20 protein-coding genes and 1 pseudogene are annotated in these 20655 nt (G+C 45.3%); 13 read left to right on the top strand and 8 right to left on the bottom strand.

Translation table 11 applies throughout. The annotated features are described in order from the left end of the window. Positions 1 to 64 precede the first annotated feature (64 nt). Together upp and SFV55_RS12195 are read right to left on the bottom strand one after the other, a co-directional pair. A complete protein-coding gene (gene upp / locus SFV55_RS12200; protein WP_320029780.1) occupies positions 65 to 724 on the bottom strand; it encodes a uracil phosphoribosyltransferase in 660 nt (219 codons plus the stop codon). Positions 725 to 833: 109 nt separating this feature from the next. Continuing rightward, positions 834 to 2789: a transglutaminase domain-containing protein gene (locus SFV55_RS12195; RefSeq protein ID WP_320029779.1), complete on the bottom strand. Its 1956-nt coding sequence runs from the start codon at positions 2787 to 2789 to the stop codon at positions 834 to 836. A gap of 107 nt (positions 2790 to 2896) precedes the next feature. Here SFV55_RS12195 and SFV55_RS12190 point away from each other — a divergent pair, with 107 nt between their 5' ends. The 6 genes from SFV55_RS12190 to SFV55_RS12165 all read left to right on the top strand — a co-directional run bounded on the left by SFV55_RS12190 (position 2897) and on the right by SFV55_RS12165 (position 8479). Continuing rightward, positions 2897 to 3124, top strand: coding sequence for a DUF433 domain-containing protein (locus SFV55_RS12190; protein ID WP_320029778.1), 228 nt, complete (start codon positions 2897 to 2899; stop codon positions 3122 to 3124). A 9-nt stretch (positions 3125 to 3133) separates the two neighbouring features. Next, entirely contained in the window at positions 3134 to 3490 is a 357-nt protein-coding gene (locus SFV55_RS12185; protein WP_320029777.1) for a DUF5615 family PIN-like protein, read from the top strand. A 27-nt stretch (positions 3491 to 3517) separates the two neighbouring features. Continuing rightward, positions 3518 to 4204 carry a carboxypeptidase regulatory-like domain-containing protein gene (locus tag SFV55_RS12180; RefSeq protein ID WP_320029776.1) on the top strand — a complete coding sequence of 229 codons (687 nt, stop codon included), beginning with the start codon at positions 3518 to 3520 and terminating at the stop codon, positions 4202 to 4204. Positions 4205 to 4213: 9 nt separating this feature from the next. Then, on the top strand, positions 4214 to 5392 hold the full coding sequence (locus SFV55_RS12175) for a hypothetical protein (protein WP_320029775.1): 1179 nt from the start codon (positions 4214 to 4216) through the stop codon (positions 5390 to 5392). Between the two features lie 15 nt (positions 5393 to 5407). Beyond that, a complete protein-coding gene (locus SFV55_RS12170) occupies positions 5408 to 7690 on the top strand; it encodes a sensor histidine kinase (protein ID WP_320029774.1) in 2283 nt (760 codons plus the stop codon). Positions 7691 to 7813: 123 nt separating this feature from the next. After that, on the top strand, positions 7814 to 8479 hold the full coding sequence (locus SFV55_RS12165; protein ID WP_320029773.1) for a response regulator transcription factor: 666 nt from the start codon (positions 7814 to 7816) through the stop codon (positions 8477 to 8479). Between the two features lie 20 nt (positions 8480 to 8499). Here the strand turns inward: SFV55_RS12165 and SFV55_RS12160 are convergent, their stop codons facing one another. Genes SFV55_RS12160 through SFV55_RS12150 form a run of 3 tightly spaced genes read right to left on the bottom strand, consistent with a single transcriptional unit; the run spans position 8500 to position 10582 of the window. Continuing rightward, positions 8500 to 8826 carry a hypothetical protein gene (locus SFV55_RS12160; RefSeq protein WP_320029772.1) on the bottom strand — a complete coding sequence of 109 codons (327 nt, stop codon included), beginning with the start codon at positions 8824 to 8826 and terminating at the stop codon, positions 8500 to 8502. A 3-nt stretch (positions 8827 to 8829) separates the two neighbouring features. Further along, positions 8830 to 9438 (bottom strand): DUF4240 domain-containing protein, encoded by a 609-nt coding sequence (locus SFV55_RS12155; RefSeq protein ID WP_320029771.1) that lies wholly within the window; start codon positions 9436 to 9438, stop codon positions 8830 to 8832. A gap of 58 nt (positions 9439 to 9496) precedes the next feature. Next, positions 9497 to 10582: an AraC family transcriptional regulator gene (locus SFV55_RS12150; protein ID WP_320029770.1), complete on the bottom strand. Its 1086-nt coding sequence runs from the start codon at positions 10580 to 10582 to the stop codon at positions 9497 to 9499. 78 nt (positions 10583 to 10660) lie between these two features. Here SFV55_RS12150 and SFV55_RS12145 point away from each other — a divergent pair, with 78 nt between their 5' ends. From SFV55_RS12145 to SFV55_RS12120, 6 genes are all read left to right on the top strand, one after another. Continuing rightward, positions 10661 to 11569, top strand: a complete 909-nt coding sequence (locus SFV55_RS12145) for a hypothetical protein (protein WP_320029769.1) — start codon at positions 10661 to 10663, stop codon at positions 11567 to 11569. 99 nt (positions 11570 to 11668) lie between these two features. Beyond that, on the top strand, positions 11669 to 12289 hold the full coding sequence (locus tag SFV55_RS12140) for a HupE/UreJ family protein (protein ID WP_320029768.1): 621 nt from the start codon (positions 11669 to 11671) through the stop codon (positions 12287 to 12289). 84 nt (positions 12290 to 12373) lie between these two features. Beyond that, on the top strand, positions 12374 to 12634 hold the full coding sequence (gene yidD, locus SFV55_RS12135) for a membrane protein insertion efficiency factor YidD (protein ID WP_320029767.1): 261 nt from the start codon (positions 12374 to 12376) through the stop codon (positions 12632 to 12634). 25 nt (positions 12635 to 12659) lie between these two features. Then, on the top strand, positions 12660 to 13727 hold the full coding sequence (hemB, locus tag SFV55_RS12130; RefSeq protein WP_320029766.1) for a porphobilinogen synthase: 1068 nt from the start codon (positions 12660 to 12662) through the stop codon (positions 13725 to 13727). Positions 13728 to 13900: 173 nt separating this feature from the next. Then, a complete protein-coding gene (locus SFV55_RS12125; RefSeq protein ID WP_320029765.1) occupies positions 13901 to 14887 on the top strand; it encodes a LamG-like jellyroll fold domain-containing protein in 987 nt (328 codons plus the stop codon). A gap of 240 nt (positions 14888 to 15127) precedes the next feature. Next, positions 15128 to 15862, top strand: a complete 735-nt coding sequence (locus SFV55_RS12120; RefSeq protein ID WP_320029764.1) for a hypothetical protein — start codon at positions 15128 to 15130, stop codon at positions 15860 to 15862. A 165-nt stretch (positions 15863 to 16027) separates the two neighbouring features. Here the strand turns inward: SFV55_RS12120 and SFV55_RS12115 are convergent, their stop codons facing one another. The 3 genes from SFV55_RS12115 to SFV55_RS12105 all read right to left on the bottom strand — a co-directional run bounded on the left by SFV55_RS12115 (position 16028) and on the right by SFV55_RS12105 (position 19971). Continuing rightward, positions 16028 to 17866 (bottom strand): gamma-glutamyltransferase family protein, encoded by a 1839-nt coding sequence (locus tag SFV55_RS12115; protein ID WP_413776704.1) that lies wholly within the window; start codon positions 17864 to 17866, stop codon positions 16028 to 16030. A 276-nt stretch (positions 17867 to 18142) separates the two neighbouring features. Then, positions 18143 to 19198 (bottom strand): hypothetical protein, encoded by a 1056-nt coding sequence (locus tag SFV55_RS12110; protein WP_320029762.1) that lies wholly within the window; start codon positions 19196 to 19198, stop codon positions 18143 to 18145. Between the two features lie 191 nt (positions 19199 to 19389). Then, a complete protein-coding gene (locus SFV55_RS12105) occupies positions 19390 to 19971 on the bottom strand; it encodes an RNA polymerase sigma factor (protein ID WP_320029761.1) in 582 nt (193 codons plus the stop codon). 323 nt (positions 19972 to 20294) lie between these two features. On the opposite strand from SFV55_RS12105, the pseudogene SFV55_RS12100 reads away from it, so the two are divergent. Beyond that, positions 20295 to 20655, top strand: a pseudogene (locus SFV55_RS12100) (excinuclease ABC subunit A); the annotation flags it as partial.

Here is a 20655-nt window from a genome sequence, read left to right as displayed (position 1 = left end):
CCAACCCATGGCTTTAGCCGTGGGAGGATGACCGTGGGAGGGATGGCCGTAGGAGGAGACCATCTCAGTACTGCGTCTTCTCCCCATACGCCAAATCTCCCGCATCCCCTAAGCCCGGCACGATGTAAGATTTAGCGGTCAATTCCTCATCCAAAGCCCCCATCCAAATCCCCGCTTTGGGAAACATCCGGCGCACGTATTCCAAGCCAGGCACCGCTGCAATGGCTGTCACGAAATGCAATTCAGCAGGAGTACCATGCTCCATCAATTGTTTGGCTGCAATCACCATGGAAGCACCAGTAGCCATCATCGGATCTGCGATCACCAGGATTTTGCCCTCCAGGTTGGGGCAGGACAAATATTCCAACTTGATTTCAAAAGTACCGTCCTTATGGTGTTTGCGGTAAGCAGAGACAAAGGCATTTTCAGCGCTGTCAAAATAATTCAGCAGGCCCTGGTGCAAGGGTAAACCTGCGCGTAGAATAGTTGCAAGAACAATAGGTTTGGCCAGTGCTTTGCTGCTCGCTATCCCCATTGGCGTTTCCACTTCTACCGTATCATAAGGCAAATGTTTGCTCAGTTCATACGCCAGAATTTCACCGACGCGCTCCATATTGCGCCGAAAACGCATCCGATCATTTTGGATACTGGTATTGCGCATTTCGGCTACAAAATGGCTTGCAACACTTGGACTTTTGCTCAGGTCAAATAGCAATGGCGACATGGATATCAGTTTTTCTGGATTTTTGCATCATACTTGAAGCCAAGATAAAACCTTTTCCTATAATCTCCACACGAACAATAATCAGGCCCGGGTTTGATTTTACTTACTATTACCTCAAGTCCCACCACTTTTTTAACTCTTCCAACCTGCTTTCGCGCGATTGTAAATCATTCAACATATTGCGACTGCTCAACCCGGACTGTTCCAAATAAGGTTTGGCGCGCAAATAGGCCGCTTTGGCCTGCTGGATGCGCAGAAGCGCTTCAGACTTGTCTTTGGGGCCCAGGTTGGGGTTTTTGACCAGCTTCTCATGCAACTTGTAGGCCACCTGAGCCTGGTAAGCCCCAATTTGAACATTGGCTAACCCCCCTCCAGCGTTGAGGAATTGGACGACGGTCTGCCGTTCAGCGTTGTTGCCACTACTGCTGATCATTTTTAGGCCCTCAACGGCTCTGCGTTCACTTTCGCGATAACCCTCCAAAGCGGTACTAAAATTGCCATTTAAAAAGGGCAGTGGGTTGTCAAAAACGAGGCGATAGCGTTGATTGATCAAATCGTAACGGGTAAGGCTTTCATTGGCCAACAATTTGGCCATCAGCAAAGGATAATCTTTATTCATTTCGACGAATCCGTTGATCTCAACCTCGATTGATTTTCCCAGATCCAGCGCTTTTTTCATGTTTAATAAGTTGTTTTTGCCGCGCAAAATCAAAGCGAGGTTAGCATTTAAAGTTTCCTCGGAAGTATTGCCCCGATTGGCACTGGCATTGAGGTGACTGATGGCGCTGAGGTACAAACTGCGGGCCCAAAAGAAAATGATTTCGCCGCGTTTTTGGACAATGACCTCGGTAGTGTCCTGAGCGTATAAATCCAGGGCTTGCTGGTAATGGCTGCAGGCTTGTTCAGATTCCATGCTGATGCGACGAAGAAGAGATTGAAGATTGGTACTGTTGAGCTGTTGTAAGTTTTCACGGCTGTAACGGCTCAATAAGGTGTAATGGATGTGACCACGAACGAAAATAAGCTCGGCATGCATGTATTCCAAGGGCTGAACTTGTTGTTGAACCATTTGCAGGCGACTCGATTTTATTGCCCCTAAGTAGGACCAAGCTTGGGTGAAGTACTGTTCAATGGACAACAATTGGCGATGGTACCGCAATGTATCAATGGCTTGCCTGGGGGAGCTTTCCAGGGCAAACAAACTGCCATAAATATCCACCAGTGCAACTAAACCTTGTTCGTACATTTTTAACCCGAGCTGGGTCAAGGCATAGTCATCGTTGGGGTTGAATCGCAAGATGCGGGAGCAGGTGCGTAGGGTGCGCTGCAAGGTATCCAACCTGCTCATATACGCAATGGTGTCGGCATAAAAGAAAGGTAGGGTGCTGGCGTTTTTGGGAGTAGGCGAGTTTAAATCCCAATTTTCCCATTGTGCCTGGGTCATCGGAAAACGATTAAGCTGCCAAACAGGGTCGAAAGGGTAGTGGTCGCGGATCATGTCGGATGGCGGAACCAGAAAGTACAAATCATCACTGGGGGGAAAGTGAATGCCCGCATCGGGGTCGTAATACCCGGCCCCCCAGGTTGGATCGCTGAGTGACCATTCGCCACCAATTTTGATGGCGACCCAGGCATGACCGATTTCCGGAATTTGACCATCTTCCCGCCTGACCTTTCCGGTGACAATTTCAGCATTGAGGCTCATTAAATTGGCCAAGGCTTTATACAAATTGGCGTAACCTTCACAAACTCCGCTGCGCTGGGCCAGTACGTTTTCAGCCTGTTGCATCAACATGTTTTCACGGGTACCCAGGAGGTTTTGTTCGATGATGCTGTGGTTGTAGCGAATGTTGTGGGTAATCCAGGTATAGATGGCACGGGCCTTCTCCTGCTCGCTGAATTTTCCACTGCCTTTGAGGTAATAGGCCAGCGATTCGAGGCTTTTACAAGCTTCCTCGGGTGCATTTAGGGCGTAGGTGTCTATGGCTGCGTGAATTTTTGCCTGGGCATTTAGCCCAACAAAAGAAGCCAGTACGAGGTGAAATAGTAGGATTTGGCGCAACATAGACTTAGGTTTTGCCGTAAGATAACGAATTCTTTATGTGAATTATTAGCTCTTTGTGCTTGTACGAAAGTTGAGTATATTTGTTGAATCATTGAAAAAAGCAAACCATGCAGTACTTAGAACGGATTACTATTGATGCCTCAATTTGTCATGGAAAGCCCTGTATCCGTGGAATGAGATGGCCTGTTGAAGTCATCCTTGATATGTTAGGTTCAGGAATGTTAATTGATGAAATTTTAGATGATCACCCTGAGCTAGAGAAAGAGGACATCATTGCTAGTTTGAATTACGCTAAACTGTTGATGTCTGGACAAACCCTTGATATAGCTGCCTAATTGTACGATATGAAAATCCTAGCAGATGTGCATATTGCTAAGAAAATTGTCCGATTCTTCGAAGCGAAGGGAGTTGAAGCTATTCACGTAAATGATATTTTGGATGGTTCTTTTACTAAAGATTCGGCAATTAGAGCTTATGCTGATGAATACGATTTTATTCTAATTTCAAAAGATAGTGATTTTAAGGACAGTCACTTTGTATTATCCAGCCCTAAAAAATTGATTAAAATTAGTCTTGGAAATATACCTACACCTAAGCTATTAGAAATTTTGGAGCAACAATTTCCACTCATTGCAGAAAAATATGAATCAAGTAAGTTTTTTATAGAGATTTCTAACGATCGACTTTGGATCATTGAGTAATTTCCATTAATCCTAAAAACCCAAAAAATGCGCATACTTTCAATCTTTTTTTATTCAATACTAATGCTGTGTACGAAAGCAGATGTCCCATTCAACAAAGGTAAAGTAGTCGGCAAAATCGCCATCCCTGAAAATGTACCCCTACTCAAACGGGGCAGCAGCCAAAAATACTGTGAAGAAGAACCCGCCAGCGCACGGAAAAAACAAATCGAGTTGGAGAATCACCCTAATCGGCATGTTGTAGTGAGTTTTCACCCAACTGATTTTACCCCTGAATTGAGCCCAACTCCCCGAGCCATCATGAATCAAATGGAAAAAACCTTTGTCCCCAAGGTGTTGCCCATCACCAAAGGCAGTACAGTTGAGTTTTTGAATAGTGATACCGAAGTGCACAACATTTTCAGCATGACTCCTCGTGCTACCTTCAACATCGGCCGGCGGCAACCCGGAAAATCGGTAGCTCAATTGATCGAAAAGGTGGGCGTAGTGGACTTAAAGTGCGACATCCATTGTGGCATGAATGCCTCTATTTTGAGCCTTGATACACCCTATTTTACCAAAGCCAATGCCAGTGGCAATTACGAAGTAGATGGCTTGCCCGATGGCAATTATCGGGTGCAGGTTTACCATTTTAGTTTGGGAATTGTTGAGGACAACATTAGCATTAAAGGTGGTGGTGTGCTCACAAAAAACCTTGCACTGGTCAAACCCTAAACAGCAAGTATGAAACGCTTCATCGGATTGGGGCTTTTGGCTACAATTGGTTTAGCCCAAGTGTCTGCACAAGAGAAAACCCAAATAGAAATCAACGGGACTGCTGACCTGGAGCATATTGTAGGTGGGATGAGTTCTCATTATTACCTCAATGGAATACACAAGGACCTCAAAAGTGGAGCGGTACGGCCTTTGGAGTTAAACCTCCTGTCCAAAATCCGTTTCAATCCCCAATGGAGCGCCAATTTTCGCCTGCAAATGGAACGGGACGAAGGACTTAAGTTCAATCAAGTCCGCCTCGCCCAAGCTAACGTACAATGGGCACCTAAAGAAAGCCCTTGGTTGTTCACGGTGGGGCGTTTTGTTTCCCCCTTTGGTTTGTTTGCCAATCAACAATTGTCTACAGCCCGTACTTTCGTGGATGTTCCTCTTGCCTACGGGTATTTTATCAATATTTCCGAACAATTGGGGCAGGTAGATCGCCTGGGCAATGGCACCCAGATTCCTATCAATGGCCGCAACGAATGGGGCATTCCACTCCAGTACTACAATGGCTATTCCAATGGCCTTAAAGCGCGCTGGACCATCAAACCTGGGAAAAGCTCCCTGGAATTCGCATTGACCACTGCTTCGCCCAATCTGCCTCGGAATTTCAATTTTGATCCCCTCAATTACGGGGTGATGGCTCGCCTTAAACTGCAACCGACGTATTTTTGGAAACAAGGTTTTTCAGGTAGCTTTGGTAAATTTTTGCAAAACCACCCCTTGAATGAGCAACTTGTTGATCGAACTGGCTATCAGCAAGCCCTGTTCGGTACCGATTTTGTACTCGGAGCCGGGCATTTTGAATGGTCTGGGGAGTTAACCGCAGGTTTTTATCGCGTGCCGGAATACAGCCCAGGTAGCAAGCAGTACACTCCACGCAACCACCACTTTAAAGGTTTTTCAGCCTGGATGGATACCAAATACGAGTTCCCTTTTCTAGTAGGAACCTACGCCGCCTGGAGGATCGAAACCCTGCAATTTTCGGACGATTGGGACCAGGCGGTATTGCGGAATTCGCTGGTATTGGGAGCAAAAATTAAAAACTTCATCCTCCTGCGTAGTGCTTATTGCTTTCAATCCGTTCAAAATAGCAATCAAACTGGCTACAATGCCTGGCGAACTACCTTAACCTTGTATTTTTGATCAAATAATGCATTGATGCGACCAGAAGCCCGGACAAACATGCTGCTTTATGCACTGCTTCTGGCAGTTCTGCCCAATCTCTGCCCTGTATTGGCCCTCTCCACACCTGAACTCCTTAAAAAAGCACAATATTATCTGGAACAGGATCAACCCGATTCAGCCCAATTGTTTTTTGCCCGTGCCCTTCAACAAGCCCAACAGAAAAAACAGCACCAGTTGCAGCTTACTGCTGGAATGGGCTTAGCGACCTCTTATTTTTACCAAGATGATTATGATCGGTGCCGAGACCAATTGGAAGCTTGTGCCAATTGGGCTGAAGAGCAATCTGACCTTCCACGCTTATTGGAAATTTGGTTGTCGCAAGGCCACCTAAATATGATAGAAGGCAACTGGCCGGAGGCCAAGGGGATTTTGCTCAAATTGGAAAAAAAAGCTGACCCAAGCCGACATCAGACTACTCTGGCGGCAGCTTGCAATTATTTGGCCAAACTATACAGTGCCCAAAACCAACTGGATAAAGCTAATTTTTATTTAAAAAAAGGCAAGACCCTCGCCCAACAGTTGCCCGATAAAACGCTGGAAATAGACTTCCTCACCCAATTGGCTACCAATTACAAGAACCAGGATGGGGCGCTCCTTCAAGCCCAAACTTACCTGGAAGAACTGATTCAATTGCGTAAGAAGACCCAGGATAAACACAATTTGATTGCTGATTACCAGGAGTTGGCCGAACTGCTGCAACAAAAGGGCGATTACCCTGAAGCGCAGGAGCAAAGGCTAAAAGCGTTAACCCTAGCCGTTTCGATCCGGGATTCTTTACAACAAATGGAACTCTTGCACAGCTTGGGCCTGGCCTACCGTCAGCAGAATCAGCTCCAAAGTTCCAATGCCTATCTAAACCGGGCTTTGAACCTGGCTCTGGTTAAAAACAATAGCTTCAAGGCGGCAGAAATTCAGCGCTGTTTGGGAGAAAATCAAGCTAAAGTTGGCAAGCGAGCTGAGGCCCAACAATGGTACCAAAAAGCGAGGCAAGGATTCTTCAGCATTGGCAATGACCTGGAAATGGGCCGCACCCTGGTTTTGTTTCAACAAACTGACTCCTCTCGAAAAGCCTTGACCTATTTCAACAAGGAGCTGCAATCCAAAATCAACAATGGGGAAATCCTGGGCGAAGTGGAGACCCGTTTGGATATGGCCAGGATTCAAATTGACCTGAGGGATGCTACGGGGGCCTTGCGCAGTTTACAACCCTGTGTAGTACTTGCCCAAACTGCGGGCAGCCGCGAACAACTATTGGCCGTGTGGGACAACCTGGCTCGGGCCCACGCCCTACAAGGCAATTTTAAAGCTGCCTATACTTTCTCCAAGCGCCATCAACATTTGAAAGATTCCATTTTTAACCTGGAACAAACCCGCACCATCAGCGAAATGAATGCCCGATTTGACAATGCCGCCCTGCGGGATAGTTTGCAACAGGCTGAAATAGCACGCAATCGGGCGGAATTGCGCCAAAAAAACCTACTCAATTATTTGTTGGGAGGAACACTATTGGCTGGCGCTTTGATTGCTTTTTTGTTGTTTCAAAACTACCGCTCAAGTGTAGAAAAACGGGTGCAAGCCGAGCGTATGGCGGCTCTGGAAAAACAAAGAGAGGCCGATCAACTGCGTTCCATGATCAATGGGGAGGAACAGGAACGCAAGCGGATTGCTCAAGAGTTGCACGATGGATTGGGGACCTTGTTGGCCACAGTGAAGTTGCAATTCAATGCAGTGCAAAATGAAAGACCAGACATCGACACCGTCAAATCCTATCAAAAAGCGGATAACCTGTTGGATGAGGCTTGTACGGAGGTGCGCAAAATTTCGTACAACCTGTTGCCAGCCATTTTGCAGCAGTACGGCCTGGAGTACGCTTTACAGGACTTATGCGAGGGCATCAATCGCTCTGGTAGATTGGAAGTCAGCTTTATTCCATATGGCCTGGATTATACTTTTGATGACCAAACAGCAGTATCGGTGTACCGGATTGTGCAGGAATTGGTTAAAAATACTTTAAGACATGCCGAAGCCAGCGAGTTGATTGTACAACTTAGCGTTGAAGATGAAGTGTTGAACATTGTAGTGGAGGACGATGGCCAGGGTTTTGATCCTGCTGAAAAACTAAAAAAACCAGGGATTGGGTTACAAAGCATCCAGTCCCGTTTGGCGTTATTGGGCGGCAAAATGGAGGTAGAATCCTCCCCGCAGGCCGGCAGCACTTTTACCATCGACATCCCATTAGTAGTGGGGCAAAAATAAGTATTCATTTTTCTTGAGCCAAAGGATTAGATAAGGCACTTAAAATGAATCGTTTACTTATCTAATCCTTTGGCAAAATGAATACTTATTTTTTTTCGCCCTTGAAACCCAAAAATGATTAGTATGGAAAATCCAAACACCATTAAACTCCTTGTCGTAGACGATCACCAGGTACTGATTGATGGCATCATGGCCTTGCTGGAGAAAGCCGAAGGTATTAGCATCGTTCATCAGGCCCTAAATGGCAAAGATGCTCTGGATGCGCTGGAAAAACACCACGCGGAAATTGACCTCATCCTGCTGGACATCAATATGCCGGATATGAATGGTTTTGAAGTGTGTCAGGAAATCAAAAAACGCTTCCCGGATAAAAAAGTGCTCAGCCTGACCATGCACAGTGAAGCGGGTTTCATTACCAAGATGGTTAAGGCAGGTGCGGATGGTTATGTCTTGAAAAATGCGGGCAAGGACGAGTTGGTCACCGCCATTCAAAGCATTCAACAAGGAGAAAAATACTTCAGCAAAGCAGTGACCAACAGCCTCCTGGATGGGATGCAGGCCAAAAAACCTTCTCGCTCACAGTACATCCCCAAAATCACCCGCCGTGAAAAGGAGATTCTGCGCTTGATCATTGATGAGTGTAGCACGGAAGAGATTGCCACTAAGTTGTTTATTAGTGATACAACGGTCATTTCACACCGCAAAAGTTTGTTGCGCAAATTGAACGTGAAAAATACGGCTGGGCTGGTGAGGGTGGCGTATGAGTTTAATTTGTTGGCGGAGGAGTGAGCCGGTGCCCTGAGAGATTGTTATTCCTCAGTCCACGTCTCACTTGTGTCATTTCCAGGAGGGACATGGCCATGCAGGGCTTCATAAGCATCAATAAATTCTTGTTCAATTCTTTTTGCCTCGGCCTTTCCAGAGATGCCTGTCAATACAACTCGACAAAGAAAACGTGGCCAGCGAACTGCTCTGTTCAGTTCACGGGCTTGCAAGATTCCCCGTGGAGAGTTACCATCTTTAGTCAGAGGTTTCCCTGATTCGCCATATTTATAAACATCCTTGAACTCGCGATCGTAGATTTCGTAAATATGGTGCTCCTTACTGTTATCGTTGCTGTTCCCGTGGCTGGACATCTCCTAACGCTTATTCAAACGATCTTGCAGGGGGCGCATGCCTGGCCACCCTTCTATATTGCTGAAAGTTTCGTAAGATGTTTCTGGAAAATAATCGTAGTCAACGTTCGAATGTTTTGCTTCCCAAGCTTTTTCGGGCAAGTAAAGCAAAGATTCATAGGTGAACTCTTTAGGAATCAAAGAAGGCCTTGCCAATACTTCTTCAAAAAATTGACGTCCATTGGCGATCACCCCACAGCGGCTGTATAAAAAATCATCGACTGAAAAAAAATTACCTTCCGCAGGCGCAAAACGATTGCTCCCCAAGTGCTCCGCATACTTACGTGCATCTAATGCAAATAATTTCTGATTGAGCAATTCGTGAAAACCAAATATGGACTCATCCGACAATTGGCTTAAAGAATGAATAGCTGGCTCCAAAATGTCATCTTCCTGGTCTTTATTCCAATCTAGCAATGCGATAATTGACCAAAACTGCTCTTCATCCATAGGGGTAGCCGTAGATGGAAAATCTGATTCTACCCTGAAAATGGCGTTAGGATACTCGTCTTTTAGTGCTTGAACTGCGGCCCAATCCAATTGCTTGAGTGGAAGTTCGAGTATTTTGGTCATACGTGGTGATTGATTAGGTAAAAATAGCATTAAAATCCCATTATTTCAAGTGTAGTGCTTAAAAGAAAACTTGATCGGTCCCCATCCTCCTAAACTCCGACGGCGTACATCCCACCACCTTCTTAAATGCCCCATTAAACACGGACAAGGTATTGAACCCACTTTCATACGCCAGCGCTGCGATCTTTAACTGGGCAAGTTGTGGGTCGTGCAACAACTGACAAGCGTACTCCACCCGAAAACGATTGAGCCAATCCGGGAAATTGCAACCTTCATAAGTATTGATGTAGTGTGAAAGGGTGTGGGTACTGCTGCCAAGTTGTTGGGCCAGTTTATCCAAGCTTAGCTCTGAATCTCGAAAACATTGCTCCTCCTCCATCAATCTTTGCAATTGCACTTTGAGCTGAGCAATTTGTTCGGTTTTAATGGCGGAGGGTTTCCCTTTTTCCCAGGCGTAAGCTTTTTGAAGCGAAGTATAGTTTTTAATAAAATAAGCCAAAATCAAATAAACAATAATCGTGTAAAACAAGGGGCAAAAAATTACACAAAGTACCTTGGCATTGTTGAAACTGTAGCCCAAAATCAAGATGCCCATAAACAGCAACAAACCCCACAAACCCTCTTGTATTTTTTGAACATTAAACCCTTGGGCTTTTTTCTCGGCCAAGATTAATTTTGACCAGCGGAAAGCATACACCAGATACAATATCCAATGCAATAAAGTCACCTGATTGACCATAAACCAGCCATTTTTAAAAGGTTCAAAAAAAGTACCGAGTGGTAGGACAGTTCGGGCCAACAAAGCCACTACTCCTAAGCCAATCGCGGGAAACAGCTGTTTTATCCAAAACAAAACTGGAACTGGAGTCCTAAAAATGCTGTACGTATAAGCCAAAAAACAAGGCCCCAAGGCCAAATTGAGCACTAAACCCACATCAACCACATACCACTCCGGGCTGCGGTAAAAATAGGATAGGGTAGTGATGGCAAAGCGCAAACTCAGCAAAAGCATGAAGTAACCCAGGTAGCGATTCGTGGTTCGAGCTTCACCTTGCCCCCTGCGCAACAGATACAAGCCAAACAAAATCCCATTGGCAATGCCCAAACCACTCAGTGCCGCAAATAAACTGTCGAATTGATACATTTGTGCTGATGGATTTATAAATCAGGTAGATCGGCCCCCAAAAGTGCTACATTTTTGCACCCAAAACGATCAATCACCATGCAAAAGTACATGCTTTTTACCACACGCTTTGGGGCTGTCTGTACGCTCTTTTTTATTTTTCAGCTGCATTCACTTGCTCAAACAGCGACAATTTTTTCCCCGGGTATTCTCTCCGATGGGCAAGTTTTTGGCTTGACCCTCTCGCCAGACGGCCAAACTGCCGTTTTTGTAAAAGCTTATGGTGGGCGGGATAGTTTACACTTGTTCACTTCTACAGCTGAAAATGGGACTTGGACCAAACCCATAGTCGCCCCTTTTTCTACCCGAGGCATCCGCTGGAGTGACATTGACCCAGCCTTTTCACCCGATGGGAAATTGTTGCTTTTTAACTCCACCCGACCTTTAAACCCTGATCAGATTAAGGACGATTTTGACATCTGGGGGGTAAAACGTGAAGGCAATACTTGGGGCGAACCCTTCCATTTGGGGGCCACCATCAACAGCGATAGCTCAGATATTTATGCAACCATTGCCAACTCCGGTAACATTTATTTTTCCTCCAATCGAGCCGGAGGGCAAGGCAAACTCGACCTGTACATGAGTGAATACCATAATGGAGCCTATCAAACTCCTAAAAACCTGGGTTCTGTACTCAATAGTGCCAACCACGACAGCAATCCTTTTATCTCGCCCAAAGAGGATTTTATTATTTTTTGGCGACAGGAACCCAGTGGTTATGGTGCTTCGGATTTATACATCAGTTTTAAAGTAAAAGGCAAATGGTCAGAACCACTTAACCTTGGCCCCGATATCAATTCCAAGCTAGGCGATTTTTGCCCTTTCATGCAGCTCAAGGGTAAAACACTGTATTTCAGCCGGACGGAGATGAGGGATGGCAAAAGGATTGAAAACCTGTATTCCATCGATTTTTCACCAAAAGAATGGAAAGCCAAATTGGTCAAATAGACCCACAAATTAGAAATGGAGCTGATTTTGGACATTCGTCGCCCGTTTAGCGAACAGATTGAGGGGCAAAGCCTATCTTTGCCCCTCAACTTTTAGGTTATGCAATCAATTTTTCAAACCTACCTCGAACTGGGTTTTGCCCATATCGCCGATCTGGCTGGATACGACCACATCCTCTTTATCGTTGTCTTATGTGCAATCTATCGTTTGGGAGAATGGCGAAAAGTTGCCATTCTGGTGACGGCTTTTACCCTGGGGCATTCGCTCACCTTGGGATTGGCAGCGATGAACATCATTGGAGTAAATACCAAGGTGGTTGAATTTTTGATTCCTTTGACCATTTTTGTGACATCAATTTACAATGTGGTGTATCACAAATTTGACCAAAAGGAAATCCGCAGTGGTACCTTTAACCGTAACTTAAATATCAACTACGCTTTTGCCCTGATCTTCGGTTTGATCCATGGGATGGGTTTTTCAAATTTTTTCCGGTCTCTGACTATGTCAGGTGAAGAAAATGATTTATTATTACAACTCCTAGCCTTTAACGTGGGAGTTGAATTGGGTCAACTCGCTATCGTTGCTGTAATTCTGCTGTCTTCTTTCTTGGCATTCAATGTGTTCCGCATCAAGCAAAGAGAATTCAATCTGTTTGTATCCGGTGCGGCGGCGGGTTTGTCGCTTGTGATGATGCTGGAAAGGAGCCCATTCACATATTAGTTTTGCTAAATTAATGTCATTTTTCGATGAATGACTTGTTTTCTTCGGGATATGGCGTTATATTGCATTTAATTGGTAAGAAACATGGTTTTTAGCCAAAATTGGAAACGCTTAGTCAAATTTATTCTTATTCTTCCTATTAGATTCTACAAGGTTGCCATCTGGCCCTTGTTTAGGCCTCATTGTGCATACGACCCAAGTTGTTCCGCTTACATGATAGATGCTATCGAGAAGTGGGGTGTTCGGGGAGTATGGATGGGGCTCAAACGCATCGGCCGCTGTCATCCTTGGGGAGGTTTCGGATTTGATCCGGTACCCAAACATCGCGACTCCCAAAACCATTAATTGTTTTTGTTTTAATAGGACACTTATGCTAAAAAGACCTAGACGTAATCGACGAAACGCTGCCATTAGAGGAATGATCCAGGAAACACACCTTTCCACGGAACACCTCGTGCAGCCCCTGTTTCTGGTAAGCAAAGAAAACTCACGTGAACCAGTTAAATCTTTGCCTAACACCTATCGGCTCGGCCTCCGGGAAACCTTGAGAGAAGTGGAAGATTCCTTAAACCTGGGAATTACCAACTTCATTCTATTCCCAGTAGTGCCAGACCAGTACAAGGACAAGTTTGCTACCTATGGCTATGATGAGGACAACTTTTACCTCAAAATTGCTGCGGAAGTCAAACGCCGTTTTCCCGAAACCTGCCTGATTAGTGATGTTGCCATGGATCCGTACAGCACTGATGGTCACGACGGCCTGGTACGCGATGGCAAAATCATCAACGACGAAACCTTACCGATTCTCGCAAAAATGGCGGTTGCACAAGCTGCTGCTGGTTTTGACCTACTTGGCCCATCCGATATGATGGACGGAAGAGTAGGTTACATGCGCGAAGCACTTGATGCGGCTGGATATACCGATACCGGCATTATGGCTTACACAGCCAAGTATGCCAGTGCCTTTTATGGTCCATTCCGTCATGCCCTGGATTCAGCTCCACGTGGAGGGGACAAAAAAACCTACCAGATGGATCCCGCTAACCAAAGAGAAGCCCTAATTGAGGCGGCTTTGGACATCGAGGAAGGTGCAGATTTCATTATGGTGAAACCTGCGCTAAACTATCTGGATGTGATCAATTTGTTGAAAACCAATACAGAAACTCCGGTTGCTGCCTACCATGTGAGTGGCGAATGTGCCATGCTCATTGCAGCAGCTGAAAAGGGCTGGTTGGACCTGGACCAAGCGGTTCAGGAAACCCTCATGTGTTTGCGCCGGGCTGGCTCGGATGTGATCATTACTTATTTCACCAAGCACTACGCTCGCCTGATGAAACATGGTCACTTACCAGAAGAACACAAAGAACCTAAAACTCATGCGCGCAGCAAGCGTACGAGTACCAGTATGCCAGCTTTTATTAAGGACTACAAGATTTGATTGAGTAGTTGAGAAAGTTGCGTAAATAGGGGGGTGATCGCCAAAGACAGGTGGTCACCCCCTTAGTTTTTAGATGCCAATTTTGGATTTTAAATGACAAATTATCGCCCGTAAAATTAGTGCTGTATTAAATGAGACAGATTATCTTTATTACTTGATAAAATCGACAAATTATGAAAATTCTATGCCTCATATTTTTAGCTTTTGTACCGTTTTGGGGATTTACCCAGAGTATAAAAAATGGATTGCTTGCCCAATACGAGTTCAATACCATCCCGCTTAAAGATTTGTCTGGAAAAGGCCATGATGGGCAAAATGTTTCAATCACCCTGGAGAAAGACAGGTTTGGAAATGCCAACCACGCCTACTCTTTCAATGGCCTGAGCAGCAGAGTTGAAATTCCTAACCATGCTGATTTTCAATTTGGGAAAAAAGACTTTACCCTAAGTCTTTGGCTCAAATACGGCAGCCAGGAAATCGGCAACAACTTAGACTATTCAGCAATTTTCATTAAGGCCGAAAACCCAGTAAATCCATTTGAAGGGCTTACAGTTTTTGTTGATTATCCCTCCAATGGAGCCATTTCCTTCAGACAAGAGTGGAATGATATTCTGTACACTGCTCCTCAAAACCTCAACGATTTAACCTGGCGTCATTTTGTATTTCAAAGAAGTGGAGACCAGCTGTTGATTTTTATCAATGCAGAACTGGTGGTCAGTAGGACCGTTGCAATACTAGAGGTGAGTAATAACGCACCAATCAGACTAGGTGCTAATCACATCTTTAATGATGCTCAAAACTATTATGGTTTGATGGATGACATGCATGTCTACAACCGTGCCTTATCAGCTACAGAAATACGGATGTTGTTTGAGTATAAATCGCCACCATTAAGCACTGCTTATAAGCTAAAACTGTTTCCTAACCCATTACTTAGTGGGAGTTTATTGAAAATTGAAGCATCCGAAAAAGTAAAAGTTGAAACCATAAGTTTGCTAGACATTAGCGGTCGCAGGGTATGGAAACAAAAATTTACCTCAACAGATGCTTCAACGTTATTTTCCTTAACCTTGCCTAATCTCAGCAAAGGAAGTTATTTGGTTGAAATATTGGTAGATGGATCCAAGAAAACTGTAGTGGAAAAATTAATAATTCAGTAAATTGGTGATTGTATATGACGCGCCCACATCACCCTACTAGCCACCCCAAAAAAAATGAACATTTATTTTTGCCCCACTACTAAATCGAAAATTTAGGAGTCATATCTTTGAAACTTCGTATCTTATGTTCGAAAATTGCGTCATATCCAAAAGGCTTAGTTTGAAGGACCCTTCGCCCGGCTCAGCATGTCTTATTGGTGTATCGCTTAGCATACTTTTGAGAGAACAAAACTTATTTCCATGAGACTTTATTTACTCATTTTAGGTTTCTTACTGCTTTTCTCTTCAAAAAGCAGCGCACAATTATTCTTCGGCATCGGTGCACAACACCAAACCTTTTCTTTCAGCCGCGATGGCAGTCAGGGTTTGCAAGGTGTTGATCAAGTCGTAAAATTAGCGGGAGGAGATCTGAGCAAGGTTTTTCCCAAGCGAATCCGCTCCACCACGCTTGCGCCACAGGTTTTTATTGGCTGGCATTTCCCACAAGAAAACGACTATTACGTCCGGGCACAGGTTGCCACCTCGCAAAATTTTGCACAAACCTTCAAATTGCGGGGAAACGTGAACGTAGAAGGCAAAAATGTTCCACTCCCCAATGCGATCTCGCTGGGCATTGAAATGGGGCGCAAATTCGACAACAGCACCTTCTTGTTCGGCAGCATCATCTACGACGACGGCGTTCGTTTTTCAGACTACCTTTTATCACAAGGGACCAATATGGATCGCGATGCCATCGATGCGCTGAACAACATCAGCTCGCGGGTAAATTTACTAAGCGGCGCGGGTAAAGGTTTGTTTCAGGTGGCGGTTGGCGGTGGGTACTGGTTGCCTTCCCCCAATTTTGATATCCGCGCCAGGGGATCCATCGGTGCTGCGGGCAAGGCCATGGTCCTGAATTTTGGATTTTTGGTTGAATTGCACAAAAAGGACAAAAAAAGCCTGAATTTGGAAAAGCACCCAGAGTTGTGGTTTTGAGGGTAACACTGTTCGAGTGGGTGCTGGTTGGCAGTTTTGGGCTTCAAAACCCACCCGAACGCAAGGCCCAAAACTGTTGATTCAGAAAAATTGAGGGGTGCTTGCCGATGATTGGCAAGCACCCCTCAATTTTTTATTAAAGAATGAAAGGGTCAATTACCCCCATCACCACCCTATCCCATAATCATCCCCATGATTACTAGATCCACCCCAGAAACTACCGTTTGCCCAATCAAAAAAAATGGCATTGATTGGACCAGAAGTGCGGGGTTCGAAACTGAGTTTGTAGCCCATTCGCTCCAAAGCCTGGCGAATTGCCGGAGTGGTACTCTCGTTCATGAGCATGCTACCCGGTTTGGTTTCATGTTTGTCAAATGAACTCCGCATCTGGAAGCTGTTGAAATTCGGAGCTTCACAGGCTTGTTGTACGTTCATGCCAAATTCGACTATATTGAGGAAAAACTGGAGGAGGTTTTGATCCTGAGAATCGCCTCCTTGCACGGCAAAGGATAAAAATGGCTTGCCGTCCTTAAGGGCCAAGCTCGGAGTAAGGGTGACCCTTGGCCGTTTGCCGGGGGCTACAACATTGAACGGGTTTTCATTGGGATCGAGCACAAAGGCTTGCATGCGTTGGCTCATGCCCACGCCGGTTTTTCCGGCAATTACCGCAGGAACCCAGCCCCCGCTCGGAGTGATGGAAACGACCCAGCCCTCTTTGTCGGCTGCCTGGATGGAAGTGGTGCCCGCAAAAAAACCGGCTAAATAATCAGGATCACTGAAAATATTTGGGTTGTTAGGTAAAACGGCAGAAGTGGCCGGGCTTCCCCATTTTTCCAAAATAGACAAAAAAGGATTGCTCTTGCCTTCAAAAGGGTAGGGGTCCCCAGGCTTTACGAGTGAATCATTCTGGTTAAGGTTAATCCGCTTGGCTCGTTCTTTGGCATACTCCTTGGACAACAAGCCCTTGATGGGCTCTTCGGGGGCAACATAAGGATCACCATAATAAAAATCGCGATCCGCAAAGGCCATATTCATCGCCTGGTATAGGGTATGGATATAATTGGGCGTATTGTAGCCCATTTTTTTGAGGTCAAAATTTTCCAGAATGTTGAGTGACTGCAACAACGCCGGGCCCTGGGTCCATTGTTTGAGTTTGTATACCCGAATGCCTTTATAGTCGGTCATCACAGGTTCTTCGGTCAGCACCTTCCACTTGGCCAAGTCTTGCATGGTGATCAGCCCCCCTTGCTCCTGGCAACCGCGTACAAATTCCTGTGCAATGTCCCCTTGATAAAAACGGGCATAAGCTGCGTAAATGGCTTCTTTGCGCGATTTTCCCGCTTTGAGTGCAACTTGCTCAGTATCCACCAGCTTTTTGAGGGTGGCCAACAGATCAGTCTGTTTGAATAACTCACCTGCACGGGGCGTTTCTACGCCTTCACCAGGGTGAGTGATAAAAACTTGCTTGGAGTAGGGCCATTTAACCAGTTTGTTTTTGTTGTTGGCAATCCGCTCCGCAGTTTCTTTCTCCATAGGATAACCTTCGGCAAGTTGTATAGCTGGAGCCAGGATTTCTTTCAAACTCATGGTGCCGTATTCAGCGAGCATAGTCATTAGCCCGCCGGGCGTACCTGGGGTAACTGCCGATAAAGGCCCATCTCCAGGAGGGTATTTGAGGTCTTTCTTTTTGAAAAAATCGGCTGTTGCTCCGGTTGGTGCAACCCCCAAGGCATTAATGGCGATGACTTTTTGCGTTTTGGGGTGATATATTAATGCCTGAGTTTCCCCTCCCCAGCTCAATACATCCCACATGGTACAAGTAGCTGCCAACATGGCACAAGCTGCGTCAATGGCATTGCCACCTTTTTGGAAGGTCATGGCCCCAGCTGTCGCTGCCAGGGGTTTGCCCGTTATGGCCATCCAGTGTCGGCCGTGCAGCACTGGTTTCTGGGTAGGCAGTTTGGCCAGATCACTAGGTACCGTCGGGATGCGCTTCTCGGGCATTGCTGGAGCAACAGGAGTAGGTTGGGGTGTTTGCGCTAGTGAGTTCAACATGAAGCAAAGCCCAAACAATATTAAGGTGGTTCTCATGATTCTGAAGGTTGATACAAAATAGACTAGTTCATCAAAATAAAAGCTTTAAAAGACTCTAAGATAGAAAAATAACTTTATTTAGACTACGATATGATCCATTTTTCAATTCCAACAACAACTAGAATAGCAGCAGAAAAAGACCAGGCTTTTAGACTCAAAAACAAAGAATAGACCCACAATTCCTACTTACCTCGGATGCAAAAAAAACTGAACGCCTAAATCGATACCAAGTCGGGTAGTATTGCGCTCAAAATTATAGTTCAAATTGGGCGCCAATTCCAGTGCTAGATGGGATGTCAAAAAACTGTTTAGCCCACCACCAAAGCTTAGGCTACTAGTGTTGACTTCAAAGTTTTGCTCGGCTACTTTACCAGTGGATCGAGCAAATTCATAGGCGCTGCCGATGAACCATAGCTGGTGTTGTGCCTTCGCAAAATAGTACCGTACCTGTGGTGCGAGGCCAAAAGTGGTAGCGTTGAAGTAGTCATTCCCATTAATGATCAGGTTCAAACGGGTTCCTACAGCCAGTTGATCGGTAAAAAAGTAGAGTAAATTAGGCGCTACATCAAAAGCCGAGACATTCGAAGTGCCTTCTCGGGCCGATTGTAGGCCGAATGAAAAGCCGCCATTGGTTCCACCAATCATTATACTTCCACGTTGAATACCAGACAAGGCTTCGCGGCGATTGCTTCGTTGGTCTTTATTGAGGTAAATGTTGAGCTGGCTAAACAAACCCATGCGTAAATTCTGCTCGATCTCAAAATTGGATCGCTGTAAGGCCAAATAAGTGTCCCAACCCAGCCCTGGCGCCAGAAAGTGAGTCAAACCCAGTCCCAAATTGGCACCCACAGCACCTGGTGAAAGGCTCAAATCTAACTGGGCATTGGCAAAAAAATGATTGTTGCGTGCTTGTGGGTTAAAATAATACCGTGCAAATGGTGAAAATGAAAAACTACCAGCCCCCGTCTCCCCGGATAGGATGAAAGAGCCTATCGTCAGTCTACTGCCCAACAACCATCGATCAGAAACAAAAAGGCCAAATTCTGGCGCAATGGCTAGTCTTAGCAAGCCGTCACCATTACCTGTAGTTAGAGATAACTCCGCTAAGCCATTAGCAAAACCCGGGATATTGTTGATTCCATAGCTACTAGAATAGAAGGTTCCACGTGAGAGTTGTGCCTGAAGCAGCATGGGCCAAATCAACATGAAGATGAAACAAATGCGAGGGATTGTTGTGTTCATAGCAGCGTTTACTATTTAAAGCAGCCATGAGAAAAATAAGTTCGCTTTATTGTTGGGAATAAAATTTTTGTGATCTACCAATAAGTTATTGATGAAAATGGACTACTAAAACCACCAGATACCTTAAAAACACAAAGGGTCGGTTACCATTAGTTCCAATGGTAACCGACCCTCAACTTCTAAACTTCCGTTCACTGCAGAATCACCTCTTTCTCTTCCACCATCTTCCGAATGTTGATCAAGGCGTAGCGCATCCGGCCCAAGGCAGTGTTGATGCTTACCCGGGTCAGTTTGGCAATTTCCTTGAAGCTCATGTCAGCGTAATGGCGCAGGATCACCACTTCGCGTTGCTCGGGTGGGAGCATGTCAACCAGGTGACGCACCTTGTCGTGGGTCTGGCTGCGGATGATGGTCTGCTCAGAGTTGAAATCCGGCGTTTGTAGTACGTCGAAAATATCGAAAGTATCGGTTGGCGAAACTTTTGGGCGGCGCTTCGTGCGGCGGAAATAATCCACACACATGTTATACGAGATACGCATGGCCCACTGGAGGAATTTACCCTCATGGTTGTACTTGCCGCGGCGAAGGGTATCAATGATCTTGATGAAAACTTCTTGAAAGATGTCCTCTGCAAGACTTTGTTCCTTGACAAACAAATAAATAGAGGTGTAAATTTTTTGCTGGTGGCGATTGAGCAGTTCTTCGAAAGCTCTTTCGTTTCCTTCCAAGTAGCAGGCGATGAGCTGCTGGTCGTTAAGCTGTGTAACTTGCATAACTAAATAGTTTAAAGCAATGGGACTAAATCCGTTGTAACTTTTAGTGTAGAAGTTTCAGCTTATATGCGCCTACGTTTTAGTGAAGTAATAAGGTTTTGGAAGAAAAATTAGTGATGACTCAAAGATAAACGCAATAATTTAATGAAAAAACAGTTTAGCGGATTTTTTTTCAAATTAACCAAACCTTAACCGTTTTTTAGGTTTTCCCCTAACGCTGAAACTAGAGTAAATCCGAGTAAAACTTTTTGTGCATTGTTGGCATAAAAACAAAGATAGCATCAAACTTTTTGTATCTTGCGCATTCTAATCGTCGTTACGCCATGAAACAAGAGGCCACAAGTGAGACAAGTGTGAGTTCAACACATTCCGACAACTGGATTTATATCAAAGGTGCCCGTGGAAACAACCTGAAAAACATTGACTTGAACATTCCCAAAAATCAATTGGTGGTGGTTACCGGGGTTTCAGGGTCGGGTAAGTCCTCCATCACTATGGATACCTTGTATGCGGAGGGGCAGCGGCGTTATGTGGAGAGCCTGTCTTCTTATGCCCGACAGTTTCTGGGGCGTATGAAAAAACCGGAAATTGATTACATCAAAGGTATTTGCCCGGCCATCGCCATCGAGCAAAAAGTAAGCACCAGCAATGCCCGTTCCACTGTAGGTACTTTGACTGAAATTT

This window comes from Haliscomenobacter sp., assembly GCF_033763495.1.
Taxonomy (GTDB): Bacteria; Bacteroidota; Bacteroidia; order Chitinophagales; family Saprospiraceae; genus Haliscomenobacter.
Note: the sequence above shows the minus strand (reverse complement) of the source record. Positions and strands in the feature narration are given on the sequence as shown.

Excerpts from the sequence above, each read along its gene's own strand:
- upp (WP_320029780.1), bottom strand. The coding sequence starts at position 724 with ATGTCGCCATTGCTATTTGACCTGAGCAAAAGTCCAAGTGTTGCAAGC.
- SFV55_RS12195 (WP_320029779.1), bottom strand. The coding sequence starts at position 2,789 with ATGTTGCGCCAAATCCTACTATTTCACCTCGTACTGGCTTCTTTTGTT.
- SFV55_RS12190 (WP_320029778.1), top strand. The coding sequence starts at position 2,897 with ATGCAGTACTTAGAACGGATTACTATTGATGCCTCAATTTGTCATGGA.
- SFV55_RS12185 (WP_320029777.1), top strand. The coding sequence starts at position 3,134 with ATGAAAATCCTAGCAGATGTGCATATTGCTAAGAAAATTGTCCGATTC.
- SFV55_RS12180 (WP_320029776.1), top strand. The coding sequence starts at position 3,518 with ATGCGCATACTTTCAATCTTTTTTTATTCAATACTAATGCTGTGTACG.
- SFV55_RS12175 (WP_320029775.1), top strand. The coding sequence starts at position 4,214 with ATGAAACGCTTCATCGGATTGGGGCTTTTGGCTACAATTGGTTTAGCC.
- SFV55_RS12170 (WP_320029774.1), top strand. The coding sequence starts at position 5,408 with ATGCGACCAGAAGCCCGGACAAACATGCTGCTTTATGCACTGCTTCTG.
- SFV55_RS12165 (WP_320029773.1), top strand. The coding sequence starts at position 7,814 with ATGGAAAATCCAAACACCATTAAACTCCTTGTCGTAGACGATCACCAG.
- SFV55_RS12160 (WP_320029772.1), bottom strand. The coding sequence starts at position 8,826 with ATGTCCAGCCACGGGAACAGCAACGATAACAGTAAGGAGCACCATATT.
- SFV55_RS12155 (WP_320029771.1), bottom strand. The coding sequence starts at position 9,438 with ATGACCAAAATACTCGAACTTCCACTCAAGCAATTGGATTGGGCCGCA.
- SFV55_RS12150 (WP_320029770.1), bottom strand. The coding sequence starts at position 10,582 with ATGTATCAATTCGACAGTTTATTTGCGGCACTGAGTGGTTTGGGCATT.
- SFV55_RS12145 (WP_320029769.1), top strand. The coding sequence starts at position 10,661 with ATGCAAAAGTACATGCTTTTTACCACACGCTTTGGGGCTGTCTGTACG.
- SFV55_RS12140 (WP_320029768.1), top strand. The coding sequence starts at position 11,669 with ATGCAATCAATTTTTCAAACCTACCTCGAACTGGGTTTTGCCCATATC.
- yidD (WP_320029767.1), top strand. The coding sequence starts at position 12,374 with ATGGTTTTTAGCCAAAATTGGAAACGCTTAGTCAAATTTATTCTTATT.
- hemB (WP_320029766.1), top strand. The coding sequence starts at position 12,660 with ATGCTAAAAAGACCTAGACGTAATCGACGAAACGCTGCCATTAGAGGA.
- SFV55_RS12125 (WP_320029765.1), top strand. The coding sequence starts at position 13,901 with ATGAAAATTCTATGCCTCATATTTTTAGCTTTTGTACCGTTTTGGGGA.
- SFV55_RS12120 (WP_320029764.1), top strand. The coding sequence starts at position 15,128 with ATGAGACTTTATTTACTCATTTTAGGTTTCTTACTGCTTTTCTCTTCA.
- SFV55_RS12115 (WP_413776704.1), bottom strand. The coding sequence starts at position 17,866 with ATGCCCGAGAAGCGCATCCCGACGGTACCTAGTGATCTGGCCAAACTG.
- SFV55_RS12110 (WP_320029762.1), bottom strand. The coding sequence starts at position 19,198 with ATGAACACAACAATCCCTCGCATTTGTTTCATCTTCATGTTGATTTGG.
- SFV55_RS12105 (WP_320029761.1), bottom strand. The coding sequence starts at position 19,971 with ATGCAAGTTACACAGCTTAACGACCAGCAGCTCATCGCCTGCTACTTG.